Raw genomic sequence first — 15066 nt, forward strand, 5'->3', positions numbered from 1 at the left:
TCCTGCAGCTGCTGGGTGCTCACCTCGAGCTCCCGGGGTCCTCCCTCAGGTGGATCCGGAAGAACACCCGCGCCAGGACGGAGTCGGAGAGGCGAACGGTGAAGTCGATCGAGGCTGCGTCGATGTGCTCAGCCAGAGCGGCCTCAAGCCGGAGCCTCACACCCGTGTTGTAGCGGTCACGAGGCAGGAACACCAAGGCGGTCATGAAGCGTCCGAAATGGTCCTCGCGGAGGAAGAGCCTCACCCTGCGGCGCTCCTGCAGCTGGAGGATCTGCCATGCCGTCTCCTCGATCTCATCGAGGTCCATCTGCAGCAGCTCGCTGCGCGGATAGGTCTCCAGGATCTGCATCAGGTCGGAGCCGGAGTGCGAGTCCGGGGTGAACCCGGTGCGGGCGAGCAGCTGCTCAGCCCGTGAGCGCAGCAGGGGAATGGTGGTGATCGAGCTCGTGTAGGCGCGCTGGCTGAAGAGCCCCAAGAAGCGGCGCTCCCCGGTGAGGCGAAGCTCGGAGCCCCTGCGCTCGTAGGTCTTGACGGCGATGTAGTCCATGTAGGACCTGGTTCTGACCGTGGACCGGGCATCGGCCTTGGTGATGATCAGGGCCTGATCGCGGTCGGAGCGGTCGGCACCCGAGGAGGCCAGCTCGGAGCTTCGCTTCGGCCGCGGACGGCCGTCGATATCCGCAAGAATCCCGAGACCTGTTCCCGGAAGGGGCTCAAGACCCGAGTCCTCCAGGGCATACTCGCGGTAGCCCAAGAAGAGGAAGTGCCCGTGGGCCATCCACTCGAGGAGCTCTGCGGACTCGTCTCGTTCGGCAAGGTGCTCATGGCTCCGGAGCTCATCTGCGGCCCTGCGGCTGCAGGAGCGCATACGGTCGGCGTCACGGTCAGTGACCCTGACATCCTCCAGAACAGACCGGATTCCATCCATCAGGCGCTCTGCGGCCGCGTCGTCCAGGACGGTGTCGAGCTCCACGGATATCCAGGACTCCACAGCGGCTCGTCCCGAGCCCGATACGGCCTCGGCCAAGGACGGCATCGCCTGTGTATCGCCGGACGAGAGGGTGCGCCCCTCAACGGGTATCTCCTTGACGTGCAGCAGCCGGGCCTGGTCATCGCGCTCTGTGAGGAGGGTGGGGTGGACCACGAGCGCTATGGCGTGACCGTCCCGCGCGATCTCGGCGGTGACGGAGTCCACCAGGTACGGCATATCCTGCGTGACCAGCTGCACGATGCTGCGAGCACCGATGCTGCGCACTGCCAGCGCGCTCCTCCGCGGAGAAGCGCTCGGCCACTTCGATATGCGACCTCAGACGCTCAAGGCGCTCGTCCTCCGGAATGGAGGCAAGATCCTCCTCCGCGATGTGCGAGTAATAGGGGCGCAGCAGCTGGTGCGGATCCATAGGCCTCACTATCTCACTTCTTCAGACCCCAGCGACGACGACGCGGAACAGTGACGCCGACCAGAGCTGCGAAGGCCCGGCGAAGCTCCGAATGCTCGGCGCATTCGGCCAGCACCTGGCCGTGGCGCAGGGCAGTGTCGCAGGCTGAGCGGTCATAGGGCAGGTAGGCCTCGATGGCGGGCGCACCGACCTGCCCTCCCCATACCGTGCCCACGCCTCAGCGATGCGGCGCTGCGGGGAGCGGCCCACCACCTCGCCTCGGAGCTGATTGATCACGACCTTCGGTGCAACGCCGTCGGGGACCGCCTCGGCGTAGTCGCCCAGCGACCGAACCAGCCTGGAGAAGCCCACAGGGTCCGGGGCGCCGACGAGGATCACCTGATCGGCAGCGCTGAGGCTGCTCACGGCCGCAGAGTTTCTCTGCGGTGCCGAGGTGCCGAAGCTGATCTCCTCGTTGTGCTCCAAGGGGCAGCCACATCGATGATGACGTGGCTGTAGCGGGCTGCCGCCAGATGGAGCACGCGTTCGACCGCTCGAGGACGAAGCTCCGCCCAGCGCTCCGGCCGCGGCAGCCCAGTCAGAACATCCCACGAGCTTCCCGCGGTTCGAACCGTCTGAGCCAGTCTGACGAGCCCAGGGCCGTCCAGGGTTCCCCGATCGGCGGCTCGGCATGCCTGCGCGAGCCCGGCCGACTCCTCCAGCAGGCCCAGGTGAGCCGCTGCCGAGGCGGACCAGCTGTCAGCGTCCACCAGCAGAACCTGAGCTCCTGCGATCGCGAGTTCGGACGCGATGCTGATGGCCGTCGTCGTGCGGCCCGGGGCCCCGTGCGGGCCCCACACCGCAGTGATGCCGCGGGGCACCGCACCGGTGTCCTTCGGAATCTCCTGGGATCCGCGGGAACGAGGAGGCGGGGGCAGTTTGGGCATCGGGTCGCCAGACGCTGAGGACAGTCCCCAGCCTTCGACCGCGCCCGGTGCAGCGCTGCGCAGAACCTCCTCCCGAGGTGTGCTCCGCCTGAGTCCGACCCTCCACCTGCAGAGCCTGCGCAAGCGTCTCGGCCGGGACGTCGTCGGGCAGGCTGCGGACGCCCAGCAGGCGCAGCCGCTCCCGCTCCGCCAACAGATCCGTGATCACCACCACTCGCAGGCCGCACCCTCGCAGCTGCTCGACAAAGGAGCCCGTGATGATCTCCGGCTGACCGATGAGCAGAGCAGCGTCGGCCTGCGTGTGCCGAGCCGTTGCGAGCAGCTCGGTAAGCACTTCGCACCGCCGATCGATCGTCACCGGGCCCTGAAGGGCCTCCAGCGCCGCGATGTGGTCGATGTCGAGCCTGCCGGTCGTCAGCACCGAGCAGCGCGGCTTCACCGACTCTCCCCGTATTGTCTGCGTCGGACTCAACGGTAAGCTGGGCGGGCAGCAGCGAGATCTGGTGACCGTCGCTGACGGCCTGAAGGATTCCGGGAACATCGTCCGCATCCACCAGCAGCTCAACGGTGGTCGCCGACTGTGTGCCGAAGGCAGACTCGCGCGCCCTGACGTCTGCGAGCTCCGCCGAGGCCACGAGTCGGGACACCTCCCCATCCTCGCCGTAGCCTCCGCGGCGGATCCCCAGACCTCCGCGGCCCTGCCGCGCTGAGCGCGCGCGGAAGCTCGTGCTCTATCTCGACCGTCACTGGCTGCCGTCCTTCAGGATCGCTTGCAGCCAGCGAGCTCAGCGGAATGAACTCCCCCTCCTCCACACGGCTGATGACCATCCCTTCCAGCGTCCGCTCGCCGGGGAGCAGATACTTGCCTGATCCCTCCCCAGCTGCACATCGACCGTGACCAGATCGTCCTCGGTGATCTCCTCACCCACAGCGAGCGCCCTCGCAGCCGCATAGGCCGGGGCTGTCCGATTCTGCTCCGCAACGAGGGCCACCACACCGCCCACTGAAGCCGCCACCAGCAGCGTCCCGACGATCAGCCGCGGGTCCTTCCACGATGGGGGCTTCATGCGTCGTGCCGTCGATTCTGCCGAATCCGAATCCGGGTATGCAGAGCTGTCAGTGTGAAAAGTCATAGCGCCCTCCGCGCAGAGATGAAGAAACCGTTCCGCAGGCCGTCACTCCTGCTCCCCGGCGGCTCCGTCCAGCTCACCGGGTCGGCCAAAGACTAGCTCAGGGGCATCGAAGATGCCACACTTGAACGAAACATCATCAAATGCGACGTCAGGAGATCATCTGTGCGCAGATTCCTCACACTTCCCGATGTGGCAGAGGCGCTGAACATCTCGATGTCCCAGACTCGGTCCCTCATCCGCTCAGGCGACATTGAGGGCATCCAGATCGGAGGGCGGGGGCAATGGCGAGTCGAAGAGGCCAAGCTCGACGAGTACATCGACCGGCAGTATGAGCTGCAGCGGCAGACCCGAGCAGCTGAACACTCTCAGGCCGCCGGCTCTGCGCGGAGCACGCAGCATGCGGCTGACGCCGCCTAGCGCTCGATGAACGCCGCGGCTTCGCTCCGAAGCAGCAGGACCGCGTCCAGGGGCACAGTGCGCCGTGAGGTTCGCCGCAGTTCAGGCTCACCCTGAAGCACGTCGATGTGGTCCGCGCCCACTGACGCCAGCAGCCCTCGTGCGGCTTCACCCCCGCAGTGTGCACGCTCACCTCGGTCCGGTCACGGACCAGACCCGTCAGCACCCTCCGCAGTCCCAAAGCCGAGTGCGAGCCGTCAGAATCCGTGCAGGATCTCGCCCCCAGACCCTCCACGGAGACCACGGCCTTCAGCGTCACCAGGCAGCTCTGCGCGCCTAAGCCAGCCCGAAGAGCCAGTCATCGCCCACGGCTCCGATCACCAGGTGCACCGCACCCACTCCCGAGAGCTGCAGCCTGACCGACTCCCCGCGGTGTGCCCGCAGCCGCTCAGCCAAGCTCATCCGCCGCAGCTGAAGCTCCGACTCCTCCTCAGCTTCAAGCTCCAGGCCCTGGTGACGCTCCGCCGCCAGCTGGGCCTCCAAATCTTCGAACAGCGCATCCCAACGCACGTGCTCTCCCTCTCTGAATGACGTGAAGCTAGCACGGCATTCACGCGCCATTCGATTCTGTGTATGCTCTAGCGAGACGTCAAAGCATCAAACGTCATCAAATGAACGGTTAATGAGGGGACTCATGGAGGGCCGGTTCAGACCGCAGGATCCCGGCGGGGATCCGCGCGGCATGCAGGACTCCCCATCAGGGAGGACCAGGAGGGCGAAGTCGTGGTCAGACCCGGCGATTCGCTGTGGACCATCGCTGCGGAGCATCTGGGGCAGCGAGCGGCGCCCTGGGAGATCGCTGCCGAATGGCCGCGCTGGTATGAGGGAAACAGGGACGTGATCGGCCAGCACCCGGGCAGGCTTCGCCCAGGCACTGTGCTGCGACGCCCTGCTGAAACGCACCACGGCCCCTCACCCTCCTGACGCCCTCTGGGGCCCTGAAGCGGCCCCCAGCAGCGTCTGACTCGAGAAAAGGAACGGAACACATGACACGTGCTATGACCGCCGCACCGGCGGATTCACAGGACACCATCACGCTGACACGCCGCAGTGTTCGGCGATTCAGGCTCCGCCGCGAGGCCGAAGTGCCTCGACTGCTGAGAGCTATGGGATACGACGATCCAACGATGCTTCCCGACGGGGAGTCGGACGGACGTCGCCCCACAGAGCTCGCCTCAGAGGCCGAAGAGAGCCGCCAGATTCAGGCCATGTCCAAGGTCGTCTGCCAAGCAGCCCTGGAGACGTTCGCAGGGCTGAGGCCCGCCCACCAGATGGAGCGCTGGCTTGCCCCTTCGGTCTACGAAAAGATTGTGGCGCGCGCTGATCTTGTCGCACACATGCGTGCGGGAGGCGGATCCCATTCGGCACGCCTTCAGTTCCTGTCGGTCAGACCCTGTCGCGTGCGGCCGGGGATCTGGGAGGTCTCCGTCGTCTTCGCCGACGCGCGTCGGGTGCGCGCCTGCGCGCTGCGTCTGAAGGCGCACCGACGCCGCTGGCAGGTGACCGCTATGGAGATGGGGTGACTCAGGCCTGACCTCTGGCGTCACGAGCGCCGGGAAGCCGGATCTGAGTGCCGGCGGCAGCACCGCGGCCGTCCTTGATTCCCAGGAGCGAGACCTTCTGGGCGGGTGGTCCCACAGCGGTGACCTCTGCGGCGAAGAGCTTGCGGACAGCCTCTTCGCGAATCTGGTCGGCCATTCCCTGGAACAGCAGGTACCCCTCACGCTGGTACTCCACCAGCGGGTCGCGCTGGGCCATGGACCGCAGGCCGATGCCTGACTTCAGGTAGTCCATCTCGTAGAGGTGCTCCTGCCACTTCTCATCGATCACTGAGAGCATCACTCGGCGCTCCAGCGCGCGAAGCGGGTCCGACCCGATCTCCTCCTCCTTCTGCTCGTAGGCGATCTTTGCGTCCGAGGTGATCTCACGCTTGAGCTTCTTCGCACTGATCTGGTCCAGCCCGCCGGCGTCCTCAACGAGGTCTTCGATCTCCAGAGAGATCGGGTAGAGGTTGGCCACCTCCTCCCAGAGTCCTTCGAGGTCCCAGTCCTCAGGGGATGAGGAGACAGTCTTCTCGTCGACCACCAGAGCGACAGCGTCCTCGATGAAATGCTGCACCTTCTCGTGGACGTCGTCGCCCTCGAGGATTCTCCGGCGATCGGAGTAGATCGCCTCACGCTGACGATTCATGACGTCGTCGTACTTCAGCACGTTCTTGCGCTGCTCCGTGTTCTGCGACTCACGCTGCTGCTGAGCATTGGCGATGGCTGAGGACACCATCTTGTGCTCCACGGGCGTCTCCTCGTCCATTGCTGAGGAGTTCATGATCCGCTGTGCGGCCGCCTGGTTGAACAGGCGCATCAGATCGTCCGTCAATGAGATGTAGAACCGCGACTCGCCCGGGTCGCCCTGACGCCCTGAGCGTCCGCGCAGCTGGTTGTCGATCCGCCGGGACTGGTGGCGCTCCGTGCCCAGCACGTAGAGGCCGCCCAGAGCACGCACTTCCTCCGCCTCGACCTTGGTCGCGGCCTTGGCGGCGTCGAAGACCTCGTTCCACGTGGCCTCGTACTCTTCGGCGTGCTCCTCCGGGTCCAGACCGCGGCTCTGCATCTCCTGGACTGCATTGAACTCGGCGTTTCCGCCGAGGATGATGTCGGTGCCTCGGTAAGCCATGTTGGTGGCGACGTTGAGCGTGACCGCTGCCGAGCTTGGCCAGCTGCTTGGACAGGTACTCGGACTTCTCCACCGACTCGTGCCGCGGATGGGCTGACCCTTGTGACCGACGATTGGCTTTGACGCGCTTCAAACTTCACGGACTCGTTCTTGTAGACTTCTCCACCGAGGTCGGTGTGGTCCAGCTGACGGGGGCGGTTGCGGCGGGATAGGCACACGCCGATTGTAGGTCGACATAAACTCGCTTCCCATGCCCGCGATCTTCTCGTACCCACGGAAGTAGTTCTGGAGGGTGACAGTGGCCCGCGTCTGGTTCTCAGGCTTGATCTTGACGCTCTCTTTGGCCTCGATCGCCTGGTGGAGGCCTTCGTTGTAGCGGCGGCCCTTCAGGATGCGCCCGGTGTGCTCATCAACGATGTGCACTTCGTTGCCGACCACCACGTAGTCGGTGTCCTTCTTGTAGAGCTCTTTGGCCCGGATCGCGTTGTTGAGGTACTGGATGAGCGTCGTGTTCTGGGTTTCGTAGAGGTTCTCGATGCCCAGGTAGTCCTCGACCTTGTCGATGCCGGACTCCATCACGCCGACGGTCCGCTTCTTCTCGTCAACCTCGTAGTCCTCATCAAGGGTGAGGTGCTGCACGAGCTTCGCGAAGTCCGTGTACCAGCGGGAAATGTCCCCAGTCGCTGCACCGGAGATGATCAGCGGGGTGCGGGCCTCATCGATCAGGATGGAGTCGATCTCGTCGATGATGGCGTAGTGGTGCTCGCGCTGGACGAGGTCGTCCAGCGACTGCGCCATGTTGTCGCGCAGGAAGTCGAAGCCGAACTCATTGTTGGTGCCGTAGGTGATGTCGGCGGCGTAGGCCTCCCGGCGGGCGGTAAGCTTCATCGTGTTGGTGATCGTGCCGGTGCTCATCCCCAGGAACCGGAAGACGCGTCCCATCAGGTCTGCCTGGTACTTGGCGAGGTAGTCGTTGACGGTGATGACGTGGACGCCTTTGCCGGTCAGCGCATTGAGATAGGCCGGGGCTGTGGCCACCAGCGTCTTGCCCTCACCGGTCCCCATCTCTGCAATGCTGCCCAGGTGAAGGGCGGCGCCGCCCATGATCTGAACGTCGAAGTGGCGCAGCCCCAGCGTGCGATCGGCCGCCTCTCACCGCGGCGAAGGCTTCAGGCACCAGGGAGTCAAGCGTCTCGCCCTGCGCCACGCGCTCACGGAAGCGGTCGGTCTCTTCGCGCAGTTCGGCGTCAGACAGCTCGCGGAACTCGTCCTCCAGCAGGTTCACGGCATCGGCATAACCGTGCAGCCGCTTGAGGATCTTCTTCTCCCAGTCTTGAGGACTTTCTCGAGCAGAGTCGGCACAGCTGGTTTCTCCAGTCAGGTCAGGTCAGGCGTCAACATTCCAGTGTAAGCACCAGCGCGCTGGTGTGCTAATGCCAGGGCTCATTCCGCGTCATCCTCATCGTCCTCCGGCTGGGGCTCCGGGGGTCCAGATCGGCGCCGGTGAGGTCTTCGAGGATGGTCGCAGCCGCCGCTTCGAGCTCCACGACGACCTCCTCGGCCTCGTTCTCACCCAGCGGCGCCTCCACAGGGCGGCTGACCGCCGTCACCTGAGCCTCGTGCCTCAGGACGACTCCGATGAGGTGCTCGCTGCTGCCGTCCTGGCTGATCTCCTGCTGCAGGGCAAGATGCGAGTCGGCGCCGGAGAGGATCTCGAGCTCGGAGATCTCGGTGGTCACCTCGATGTCGCCGCCCTCGAGCTCGCGGGTGACAGTGTGCTCGCCGCATTGGCCCGCGGCGCGCTGCTCATTGTCCACATAGGTCTGGGCCGCATCGGTGTCCGGGAATGTGTAGACGGCGGTGTGCTCGTCCTCGTCCTCAGCGAAGGCGGCGAGCGCCGCTGAGGGCACCGGGAGCGCGGAGGCTGTCACGTAGGGCTTGCATTCGTTGGGATCGACGGAGAGGCGCTGCAGCTCGGTGCTGAGATCGCGCATGTGCTCCCAGTAGTCATCGGTGTCCGTGATGCTGCCGGAGGCATGCGTGTCGAGTGCTTCGCGCATTTCATCGTGGTCGAGCTGCTCGCCTGTGGGTTCGGGCGCTGTCAGAGTCGGTTCGGACTGCCCGGCAGCGACGTCGCCCGGCTGAGCGCCCTCACCTCCTGCTCCGGGGACATCTCCACCCTCGCCGAGGCAGGAGGTGAGCAGCAGCGCGCAGGTCAGCGCGGGGGTCAGCAGGGCCAAGGGTCGCATTCGTTCCAGTATCCCGCCGCTGCCGTCCGTCGTCACAGTGCACGCGCCGAGGACTCCGACGCGCCAGCATCCCCGGGGCCCATCAGCCGCCGCTCTGCGCGTCGTCGAGTCAGCCCGGTCCATAGCCGCCCACCCTCGTTGACGCCACCTGTCGAAGGACCCTCAGCCCCCGTAGCGGATCTCGACGCGGCGGTTGGCGGCATAGGTGGAGGGGTCATCCGGATCTTCGGCCTCCACCGGATCATCGTCGCCGAAGCCCTCGACGGTCAGCTGCAGGTCGGGCCGCTCCTCCTCAAGGGCATCCGCCACCGCCTGGGCCCGGTTCTCGGAGAGCCCCTGGTTGTCAAAGTCGTACTCATCAGGCACGGGGTTCGAGTCAGTGTGCCCGTGCACCTGCACCTCGACCCCATCGGGGACCTCTTCGACCAGGTCTGCGATGCGGGATCCTGCCCGCTCTGGCAGCTCCCACTCCATGGGTGAGAAGAGAATGTCGGTCTCGAGCGAGATGACGTCCTCCTCACCACCCTCGCTCTCGCCCAAGTACTCGATCGAGTCGCGCGGGTCATAGACGATCAGGAGTCGGCGGGGTCGTACCGAATGACCGAATCAGCGAACTCGCTGCTGCTGAGGTCCACCTCCTCCGGGCGCTCGTACAGTTCCTCATCGGCCGCTGCTGTGGCTGGGGCGACCCCGCTGCTGAGCAGACCTGCTGAGGAGATGACCGCCAGTGCTGCACGCGCCCGACCCATGCTGATCACGCCTCGTCCTCGATCTCGATGTCGCCTTCCTCGTCAGCCTCGGGGTCGGAGCCGTCGCCGCCGAGGTCGCTCGGCTCAGCCTCGCCCCAATCGATGTCGACGTCCTCGAGCTCAGGAGCGTTCTCGTGCACCGAGATGCTCACGACATCGATATCGTCCTCAGGGATCGGATAGTTCGCCCAGTAGGCAAGCGTCTCACCGTCGTGGATCTCGACTTCGCCGGGCGTTCCGGGCGTAGCCCATCCCGGCGATCCGTGCTGAGCGCCCAAGATGGTGTACTGCTTGAGATTCTGCCTATCGCTCAGGCGAGCGGCGAAGCGCCCGTCGTGAAGGGTGAACAGGTTGTAGGCCTCATGCTCGCCGAACTCCGGGGTGACGGTCAGCAGCAGCTCCATCGTCTCGTCGCGAGCGCGCAGATGGTGAAATCCAACCGTGATGTCCCCGTCGATGTCGGGATTCGGGATGCTGTAGGTCACGGTCTGAGCGGCGTCTTCGGGGTCGACGAGACCGGATGATTCGCCGGGCGCAGCAGCGTCGCTCCCCTCATCCGAGTCGTCCTCCCCGTCGGATGCCTCCTCATCCGGGAGCTCATCGTGCTCACTGTCCGCCTCATCGGCACTGCCGGAGGTCTCTTCATTCTCGGAGGTCTGCTCGGCGTTGTCCTCATCTTCAAATTCGGCGTCCTCATCCGGGCCGCAGGCGCTGAGGGACAGGACAGCAGCAGCGGCGATCGCCGTCACCGACTGGGGAGAGTGCTGGAGGGCCTCATAGAATTCTCCTTCATCATTCTGTTGTGCAGTGACACCTGTCAGTCGCATGGGGCGAGCAGAAAGTTGCAGCCACTTTAGAGGACGTCCCGGTCGTCCATCAGAAAAGCTCTGAAAATGATGCAACTTCTCACTGATCCGCTGCGACTCACCGCACGTCAACACATTCCGATGAGAAGGAGAAACTCATGAGCGACCGAGCTATGAACCCCCGCAAGGCTGCAGCTGCCCTGCTCGTCAGCGGTGCACTGCTCGCGACGGCGTGCGCACCAGGTGACGCAGAGTTCGAGGAGGACACGGAAGCATCTGACAACGGTGAGGCACAGACGGACACGTCCGAGGACACTGCTGCTGACGGGACAGAGTCCGACCAAGCGGAGGAGAGCCCCGAAGCCGAGCCGGAGTCAGGCTCCGACGATGACGAGGCGGCGTCTGATCAGAATGATGAGGAGACGCCTGAGGAGAACGGTGCGCAGACGGAGGAAGACGTCCGCGCCGTCGCCCAGTTCCTGACGGAAGAGTACCCAGAAGGGGTGATCGGCCAGCTGGAGAATGAGGGCGGCTACTTCGAGGTGGAGATCTTCGACCTTGCCAGCGGCATGGAGTACGAGTTCGACCTCGACCCCGAGTCGTTCGACATGTGGGACTACGACGAGGAGACCCTCGACGGCGACGACCAGCAGAAGGCTGAGTCCGCAGAGATCAGCTTCCTCGACGCCCTCGAGACCGCCGAGAACGAGGCTTAGCGAGGACCCGACCTTCGACCAGGCCGACTTGGACACTGAGAACGGCGCGGTCGTCTGGGAGATCGAGTTCGTCAATGACGTGGAGGTGTACGTGGATGTCGCATCAGGCGACGTCGTGAAGGTCGACTGAACTACCCTGCTGAGCTGAACCGGAGGCTCGTCACTCCACCACGCGTATGGGGTGACGGGCCTCCAGCTCTGTGCCGTCCTGCGCTCGGCCGCGCACAACAATCTCCGCACGGCCGGGCGCGGTGGGGGTCAGGGAGATCTCCTCGTCGGAGGTCTCGTATGAGCCTGTGGGGAGCAGCCAGACCCAGTCGGCCAGGCCCTCCCCTCGACCTCGAAGCTCACGGTTCGGCCCACCTGCGCCTCCTCGGGCCCTTCGATCTCAAGGGACGAGCTTAAGCAGCGGACTGCGGAAGCTCGCCCGTGCCTCTCATGAGCCAGCCCACGGCCAGTCCCAGCACCATCGCCGCCAGAGCCGCAGCGCACACGGCGAGCGCACCACGACGCAGGCCGATCCGGGCGCCGGCGAGGCCGAGGACCTTCGTCGGGTGCCGGCGCGGGCTCTTGAGCGGGAGCTTGCAGCTCAGGGGCCGGTGGTGCCAGACCTGCTTCGATCTCAGCGAGCCACTCAGCTGCGTCGTCCGGCCGCTGCGAGGGATCTGAACTCATGCTGCGACGCAGCACCTCATGGAAGCTCTCAGGCAGGTCGGCCTGCTGGGTCAGCCAGTTGAGCAGGGCGGACATGGACCAGATATCGGCCCGCGCATCCACCAGACCTGGCCTGTTCTGCTCCGGCGGTCGGAACCCAGCGGTGCCGCCAGAGACGGTCAGACCTGAATTGACCGCGAGATCTTTGCACATTCCGAGGTCGGCAAGGAGCAGCCGCTCATCAGAGCGAAGAAGCTCCGACGTGCCTGTCACGGAGACGCCGTCGGCGCTGGGGCCGTGGCCAAGAGCAGGTTTCCGGGGCTGAGATCGCGGTGCACGAGCTGAGCCCGGTGCACTGCCTCCAGCGCCTCCGCCAGAGGGCGCGCGAAGGCGAGCACATCGTGGGGCGATGCTCGCCACCCGTCGGACCAGAGCCGTCTGACTCGTTCGGCGAGGGTGCCCTGATCGGCATATTCCAGCACCAGATATGGCTGCTGCCGCGCTGACTCCCGATGTCGTGCACAGTGACGACCGCGGCACTGCGTATCTTCCGCAGGTAGCGGCCCTCGCCGATGAAGCGTTCCCGAATCTCAGGGTTCAGGCTGTGGTTCTCAGCGAGCAGCTTCACCACCACCGTGTCCCCGAGGAGATCGTCTGAGGCACGGTGCACCGTGGCGAAGGACCCCACCCCGATCACTCCCTCAAGGCGATAGCGCCCCACCTGCTCACTCATCCGTGAGGCCTTCCTTCAGCTGGGCCGCCACCATCGCTCGGCCCCGGCTGATCTGAGCCTTCACCGTGCCCTCGGCTCGGCCGAGGCGTTGGGCAATCTCCTTGTAGCTGAGCCCTTCAATATCTCGGTGGACCACCGGCTGCCGATACAGCTCGGGAAGCGCCTCCAGAGCCTCACGGACGGTGGTGCGCGTGGCGATCATGGAGCTGATGCGTGCTGCGGGTCCTGCGTCCTCGTCCAGGGGAGCATCCTGACGCTGCCGCCGCAGGTGATCGACCACCCGCCGCCGCACGATGCTGTGCACCCACGTGGTCACTTTTCCGCGACCGTCGTAGCTCTCGATGGAGTAAGCGACGCTGATCAGCGCCTCCTGCGCCACATCGTCGACGGCGGTGCTGTCCAGCAGGGCCGCCCCGGCGAATCGTCGCATCACTCCCGACGAGTCCAGCGCCTCGATCAGCAGCTCTGCCGCCGACCCTTCGGTGCGCGCTTCGGAGGCGAGGACGGCCAGCGCATCGTCGAACGCCGGTGTTCCGACAGACTCCTGGGTGAGGCGGCGCGCAGAGCGCCAGTCGCGGGCCTCGAGTGCCGCTCGCAGCTCATCCATGTGGTCACTCTAGAACAGTACGGTGGCGTAGGTGCCGACCTGATCGAAGCCCACGCGCCGGTAGGTGCTCAGGGCAGGCGCGTTGTAGTCGTTGACGTAGAGGCTCACGGTGGGCGCCAGCCTCAGGCCTGCTTCGACCACGGCCGCCATGCCTGGGCTTACAAGCCCTCCCCGCGGCGGGACGGAGGCACCCAGACCCCTTGGACCTGGACCGCAAGGTCAGTCACAGCACCGAACTCCGCCTTGAAGACGATGCTGCGGGACTGAGGATCCACGGCGATCAGCGAGTGCCCGGACCGGATGAGCCCCTGATCCGTTCGCGGTACTGGGAGACGCCTTGGGTGTAGGGGCTGAAGCCCAGCTCTTCGGTGAACATCGCCGCGCAGGCCTTCTCCACTGCACGGAACTCTTCGATCCGTGAGGGGCGCACCTCGCGCAGCGGCTCCACCGAGGGGGTCCTGAGATCGCCATGAGCGGCTGGTCGGCGCGGATCTCCTGCTCGTGGGACCACCCGGTCGCTTTGAACAGGGCGAGCACCGCGTCGGCGTGGCTGTAGATCGATGAGACGCGACGTCTGAGGGAGGCGGCGGCCTGCCCGAACAGCCGTACGACGGCGGCGTCAGCGCCGATGGGAATGATGTTGGATCCCAGCCAGCACGCTGCGCGGAGCCCGCCCTCGGCGTCGTCGATGCCGAGGAGCATCGCCCCCATGCGGTTCGACGACGGTCCGGCGCTGCCCCGCTGCCGCACAGCCGCGGCGGCGGAGACGTTCCCGACAGGATCCTGATCCAGCAGCCTGAGGAGCGCCGAGGTGTCTTCGGGACGAAGGATGCGCACCGCACCATCGGTGGCGCGGGCGATCTTCGCCTGCGGGTCAGCTGACGGAGACCACAGGGGCACCTGCGCTTGCTGTCCTCTCCTCACTGTCCAGACCCATCTGTTCGGCCAGTCGGTTGGCCTCCTCAATGAGAGTCTCGACGATCTGATCCTCGGGGACGGTCTTGATGACTTCGCCCTTGACGAAGATCTGCCCCTTGCCGTTGCCGGAGGCGACGCCGAGGTCGGCGTCGCGGGCCTCACCTGACCGTTGACCACGCATCCCATGACGGCGACGCGCAGAGGCACCTCCATACCTTCGAGCCCGGCGGTCACATCATCGGCGAGCGTGTACACGTCCACCTGGGCGCGGCCGCAGGAGGGGCAGGACACGATTTCAAGCTTGCGAGGCCGCAGGTTCAGGGACTCAAGGATCTGGTTGCCCACCTTCACCTCTTCCGTTTGCTGGAGCTGACAGGGAGACCCGGATCGTGTCTCCGATGCCCTGAGAAAGCAGGGCGCCGAATGCGGTGGAGGACTTGATGGTGCCCTGGAAGGCAGGGCTTACTCGGTCACACCGAGGTGCAGAGGCCAGTCTCCCCGTTCGGCGAGCAGCTGGTACGCCTGGGTCATGATGACCGGGTCCGAGTGCTTCACACTGATCTTGAAATCGTAGAAGCCGTGCTCCTCGAACAGGCTGGCCTCCCATACGGCCGACTCCACCAGAGCCTCAGGAGTGGCCTTGCCGTACTTCTGCATGAGCCGCTTGTCCAAGGAGCGCGTTCACACCGATGCGCAGACTGACTCCGTGGTCGGAAGCCATCTTGGAGATCTCTTTGACCTGGTCGTCGAACTGCCGGATGTTGCCGGGGTTCACACGCACCGCGCCGCAGCTTACTCGATGGCCGCGTAGACATACTTGGGCTGGAAGTGAATGTCTGCGATCACAGGGATCTGCGACTTCTTGGCGATGATGGGCAGCGCCTGGGCGTCCTTGTCCGTGGGGCACGCCACCCGGACGATGTCGCAGCCGGAGGCGGTGAGCTCCGCGATCTGCTGAAGCGTCGCGTTGATGTCGTGCGTCTTGGTGGTCGTCATCGACTGCACCGAGATGGGGTGGTCGCTGCCCACGCCGACGTCTCCGACCT

The 15066-nt window shown here is 65.5% G+C and carries 22 protein-coding genes and 4 pseudogenes; 7 read left to right on the forward strand and 19 right to left on the reverse strand.

What is annotated here, in order from left to right; translation table 11 throughout:
* Positions 1-19: 19 nt before the first annotated feature.
* The 3 genes from K0H76_RS16200 to K0H76_RS16210 form a co-directional block, all read right to left on the reverse strand.
* The gene (locus K0H76_RS16200) at positions 20-1255 is read right to left on the reverse strand and encodes an NAD-glutamate dehydrogenase (RefSeq protein WP_258933639.1); all 1236 of its coding nucleotides are present in this window, start codon (positions 1253-1255) and stop codon (positions 20-22) included.
* Positions 1256-1421: 166 nt separating this feature from the next.
* Positions 1422-1805, reverse strand: coding sequence for a hypothetical protein (locus K0H76_RS16205; RefSeq protein WP_258933640.1), 384 nt, complete (start codon positions 1803-1805; stop codon positions 1422-1424).
* Positions 1802-2260: a hypothetical protein gene (locus K0H76_RS16210; protein ID WP_258933641.1), complete on the reverse strand. Its 459-nt coding sequence runs from the start codon at positions 2258-2260 to the stop codon at positions 1802-1804. Before K0H76_RS16210 ends, K0H76_RS16205 begins: the two co-directional genes overlap by 4 nt.
* Between K0H76_RS16210 and K0H76_RS16215 the strand changes: the two genes are divergently transcribed.
* Together K0H76_RS16215 and K0H76_RS16220 are read left to right on the forward strand one after the other, a co-directional pair.
* Positions 2247-2804: a hypothetical protein gene (locus K0H76_RS16215; RefSeq protein WP_258933642.1), complete on the forward strand. Its 558-nt coding sequence runs from the start codon at positions 2247-2249 to the stop codon at positions 2802-2804. The genes K0H76_RS16210 and K0H76_RS16215 overlap by 14 nt on opposite strands.
* Before the next feature lie 25 nt (positions 2805-2829).
* On the forward strand, positions 2830-3036 hold the full coding sequence (locus K0H76_RS16220) for a hypothetical protein (RefSeq protein ID WP_258933643.1): 207 nt from the start codon (positions 2830-2832) through the stop codon (positions 3034-3036).
* A gap of 75 nt (positions 3037-3111) precedes the next feature.
* Here K0H76_RS16220 and K0H76_RS16225 read toward each other — a convergent pair whose 3' ends face one another.
* On the reverse strand, positions 3112-3459 hold the full coding sequence (locus K0H76_RS16225) for a hypothetical protein (protein ID WP_258933644.1): 348 nt from the start codon (positions 3457-3459) through the stop codon (positions 3112-3114).
* Between the two features lie 162 nt (positions 3460-3621).
* Between K0H76_RS16225 and K0H76_RS16230 the strand changes: the two genes are divergently transcribed.
* Positions 3622-3876 carry a helix-turn-helix domain-containing protein gene (locus K0H76_RS16230; RefSeq protein WP_168198674.1) on the forward strand — a complete coding sequence of 85 codons (255 nt, stop codon included), beginning with the start codon at positions 3622-3624 and terminating at the stop codon, positions 3874-3876.
* On the opposite strand, the gene K0H76_RS16235 is transcribed toward K0H76_RS16230, so the two are convergent.
* Positions 3873-3998, reverse strand: coding sequence for a hypothetical protein (locus K0H76_RS16235; RefSeq protein WP_258933645.1), 126 nt, complete (start codon positions 3996-3998; stop codon positions 3873-3875). The two genes, K0H76_RS16230 and K0H76_RS16235, sit on opposite strands and share 4 nt — an antisense overlap.
* A 193-nt stretch (positions 3999-4191) precedes the next feature.
* On the reverse strand, positions 4192-4425 hold the full coding sequence (locus K0H76_RS16240; RefSeq protein ID WP_258933646.1) for a hypothetical protein: 234 nt from the start codon (positions 4423-4425) through the stop codon (positions 4192-4194).
* 213 nt (positions 4426-4638) lie between these two features.
* Here K0H76_RS16240 and K0H76_RS16245 point away from each other — a divergent pair, with 213 nt between their 5' ends.
* Both K0H76_RS16245 and K0H76_RS16250 read left to right on the forward strand, forming a co-directional pair.
* A complete protein-coding gene (locus tag K0H76_RS16245; protein WP_258933647.1) occupies positions 4639-4839 on the forward strand; it encodes a LysM peptidoglycan-binding domain-containing protein in 201 nt (66 codons plus the stop codon).
* Positions 4840-5021: 182 nt separating this feature from the next.
* Positions 5022-5438, forward strand: a complete 417-nt coding sequence (locus K0H76_RS16250; protein WP_258933648.1) for an Rv3235 family protein — start codon at positions 5022-5024, stop codon at positions 5436-5438.
* Between the two features lies 1 nt (position 5439).
* Here the strand turns inward: K0H76_RS16250 and K0H76_RS16255 are convergent.
* From K0H76_RS16255 to K0H76_RS16275, 5 genes and pseudogenes are all read right to left on the reverse strand, one after another.
* Positions 5440-7950 (reverse strand): annotated as a pseudogene (locus tag K0H76_RS16255) (preprotein translocase subunit SecA).
* A gap of 68 nt (positions 7951-8018) precedes the next feature.
* Positions 8019-8960, reverse strand: a complete 942-nt coding sequence (locus K0H76_RS16260) for a hypothetical protein (protein WP_258933649.1) — start codon at positions 8958-8960, stop codon at positions 8019-8021.
* A 39-nt stretch (positions 8961-8999) separates the two neighbouring features.
* The gene (locus K0H76_RS16265) at positions 9000-9377 is read right to left on the reverse strand and encodes an OmpA family protein (RefSeq protein WP_258933650.1); all 378 of its coding nucleotides are present in this window, start codon (positions 9375-9377) and stop codon (positions 9000-9002) included.
* Positions 9378-9409: 32 nt separating this feature from the next.
* On the reverse strand, positions 9410-9586 hold the full coding sequence (locus K0H76_RS16270; protein WP_258933651.1) for a hypothetical protein: 177 nt from the start codon (positions 9584-9586) through the stop codon (positions 9410-9412).
* 5 nt (positions 9587-9591) lie between these two features.
* On the reverse strand, positions 9592-10335 hold the full coding sequence (locus tag K0H76_RS16275) for a hypothetical protein (RefSeq protein ID WP_258933652.1): 744 nt from the start codon (positions 10333-10335) through the stop codon (positions 9592-9594).
* A gap of 215 nt (positions 10336-10550) precedes the next feature.
* Between K0H76_RS16275 and K0H76_RS16280 the strand changes: the two genes are divergently transcribed.
* Positions 10551-11108, forward strand: a complete 558-nt coding sequence (locus K0H76_RS16280) for a hypothetical protein (protein ID WP_258933653.1) — start codon at positions 10551-10553, stop codon at positions 11106-11108.
* A 923-nt stretch (positions 11109-12031) separates the two neighbouring features.
* Here K0H76_RS16280 and K0H76_RS16285 read toward each other — a convergent pair.
* A pseudogene (locus K0H76_RS16285) lies at positions 12032-12259 on the reverse strand (protein kinase); the annotation flags it as partial.
* On the opposite strand from K0H76_RS16285, the gene K0H76_RS16290 reads away from it, so the two are divergent.
* The gene (locus K0H76_RS16290; protein WP_258933654.1) at positions 12250-12420 is read left to right on the forward strand and encodes a hypothetical protein; all 171 of its coding nucleotides are present in this window, start codon (positions 12250-12252) and stop codon (positions 12418-12420) included. The pseudogene K0H76_RS16285 and the gene K0H76_RS16290 overlap by 10 nt on opposite strands.
* Positions 12421-12487: 67 nt before the next feature.
* Here K0H76_RS16290 and K0H76_RS16295 read toward each other — a convergent pair whose 3' ends face one another.
* The 7 genes and pseudogenes from K0H76_RS16295 to K0H76_RS16325 all read right to left on the reverse strand — a co-directional run bounded on the left by K0H76_RS16295 (position 12488) and on the right by K0H76_RS16325 (position 15025).
* Positions 12488-13102, reverse strand: a complete 615-nt coding sequence (locus K0H76_RS16295; protein WP_258933655.1) for an RNA polymerase sigma factor — start codon at positions 13100-13102, stop codon at positions 12488-12490.
* A 9-nt stretch (positions 13103-13111) separates the two neighbouring features.
* Entirely contained in the window at positions 13112-13243 is a 132-nt protein-coding gene (locus K0H76_RS16300; RefSeq protein ID WP_258933656.1) for a hypothetical protein, read from the reverse strand.
* Positions 13244-13321: 78 nt separating this feature from the next.
* On the reverse strand, positions 13322-14002 hold the full coding sequence (locus K0H76_RS16305; RefSeq protein ID WP_258935450.1) for a DUF4081 domain-containing protein: 681 nt from the start codon (positions 14000-14002) through the stop codon (positions 13322-13324).
* The gene (locus K0H76_RS16310) at positions 13977-14201 is read right to left on the reverse strand and encodes a flavodoxin-dependent (E)-4-hydroxy-3-methylbut-2-enyl-diphosphate synthase (protein ID WP_258935507.1); all 225 of its coding nucleotides are present in this window, start codon (positions 14199-14201) and stop codon (positions 13977-13979) included. Before K0H76_RS16310 ends, K0H76_RS16305 begins: the two co-directional genes overlap by 26 nt.
* A 41-nt stretch (positions 14202-14242) precedes the next feature.
* A pseudogene (locus K0H76_RS16315) lies at positions 14243-14365 on the reverse strand (flavodoxin-dependent (E)-4-hydroxy-3-methylbut-2-enyl-diphosphate synthase); the annotation flags it as partial.
* On the reverse strand, positions 14346-14513 hold the full coding sequence (locus K0H76_RS16320; RefSeq protein ID WP_258935451.1) for a flavodoxin-dependent (E)-4-hydroxy-3-methylbut-2-enyl-diphosphate synthase: 168 nt from the start codon (positions 14511-14513) through the stop codon (positions 14346-14348). The pseudogene K0H76_RS16315 and the gene K0H76_RS16320, both read right to left, overlap by 20 nt.
* Positions 14483-15025, reverse strand: a pseudogene (locus K0H76_RS16325) (flavodoxin-dependent (E)-4-hydroxy-3-methylbut-2-enyl-diphosphate synthase). The gene K0H76_RS16320 and the pseudogene K0H76_RS16325 overlap by 31 nt, the downstream one beginning before the upstream one ends.
* Between the last annotated feature and the right edge of the window lie 41 nt (positions 15026-15066).

It is taken from the genome of Nesterenkonia pannonica (assembly GCF_019575955.1).
GTDB lineage: Bacteria > Actinomycetota > Actinomycetes > Actinomycetales > Micrococcaceae > Nesterenkonia > Nesterenkonia pannonica.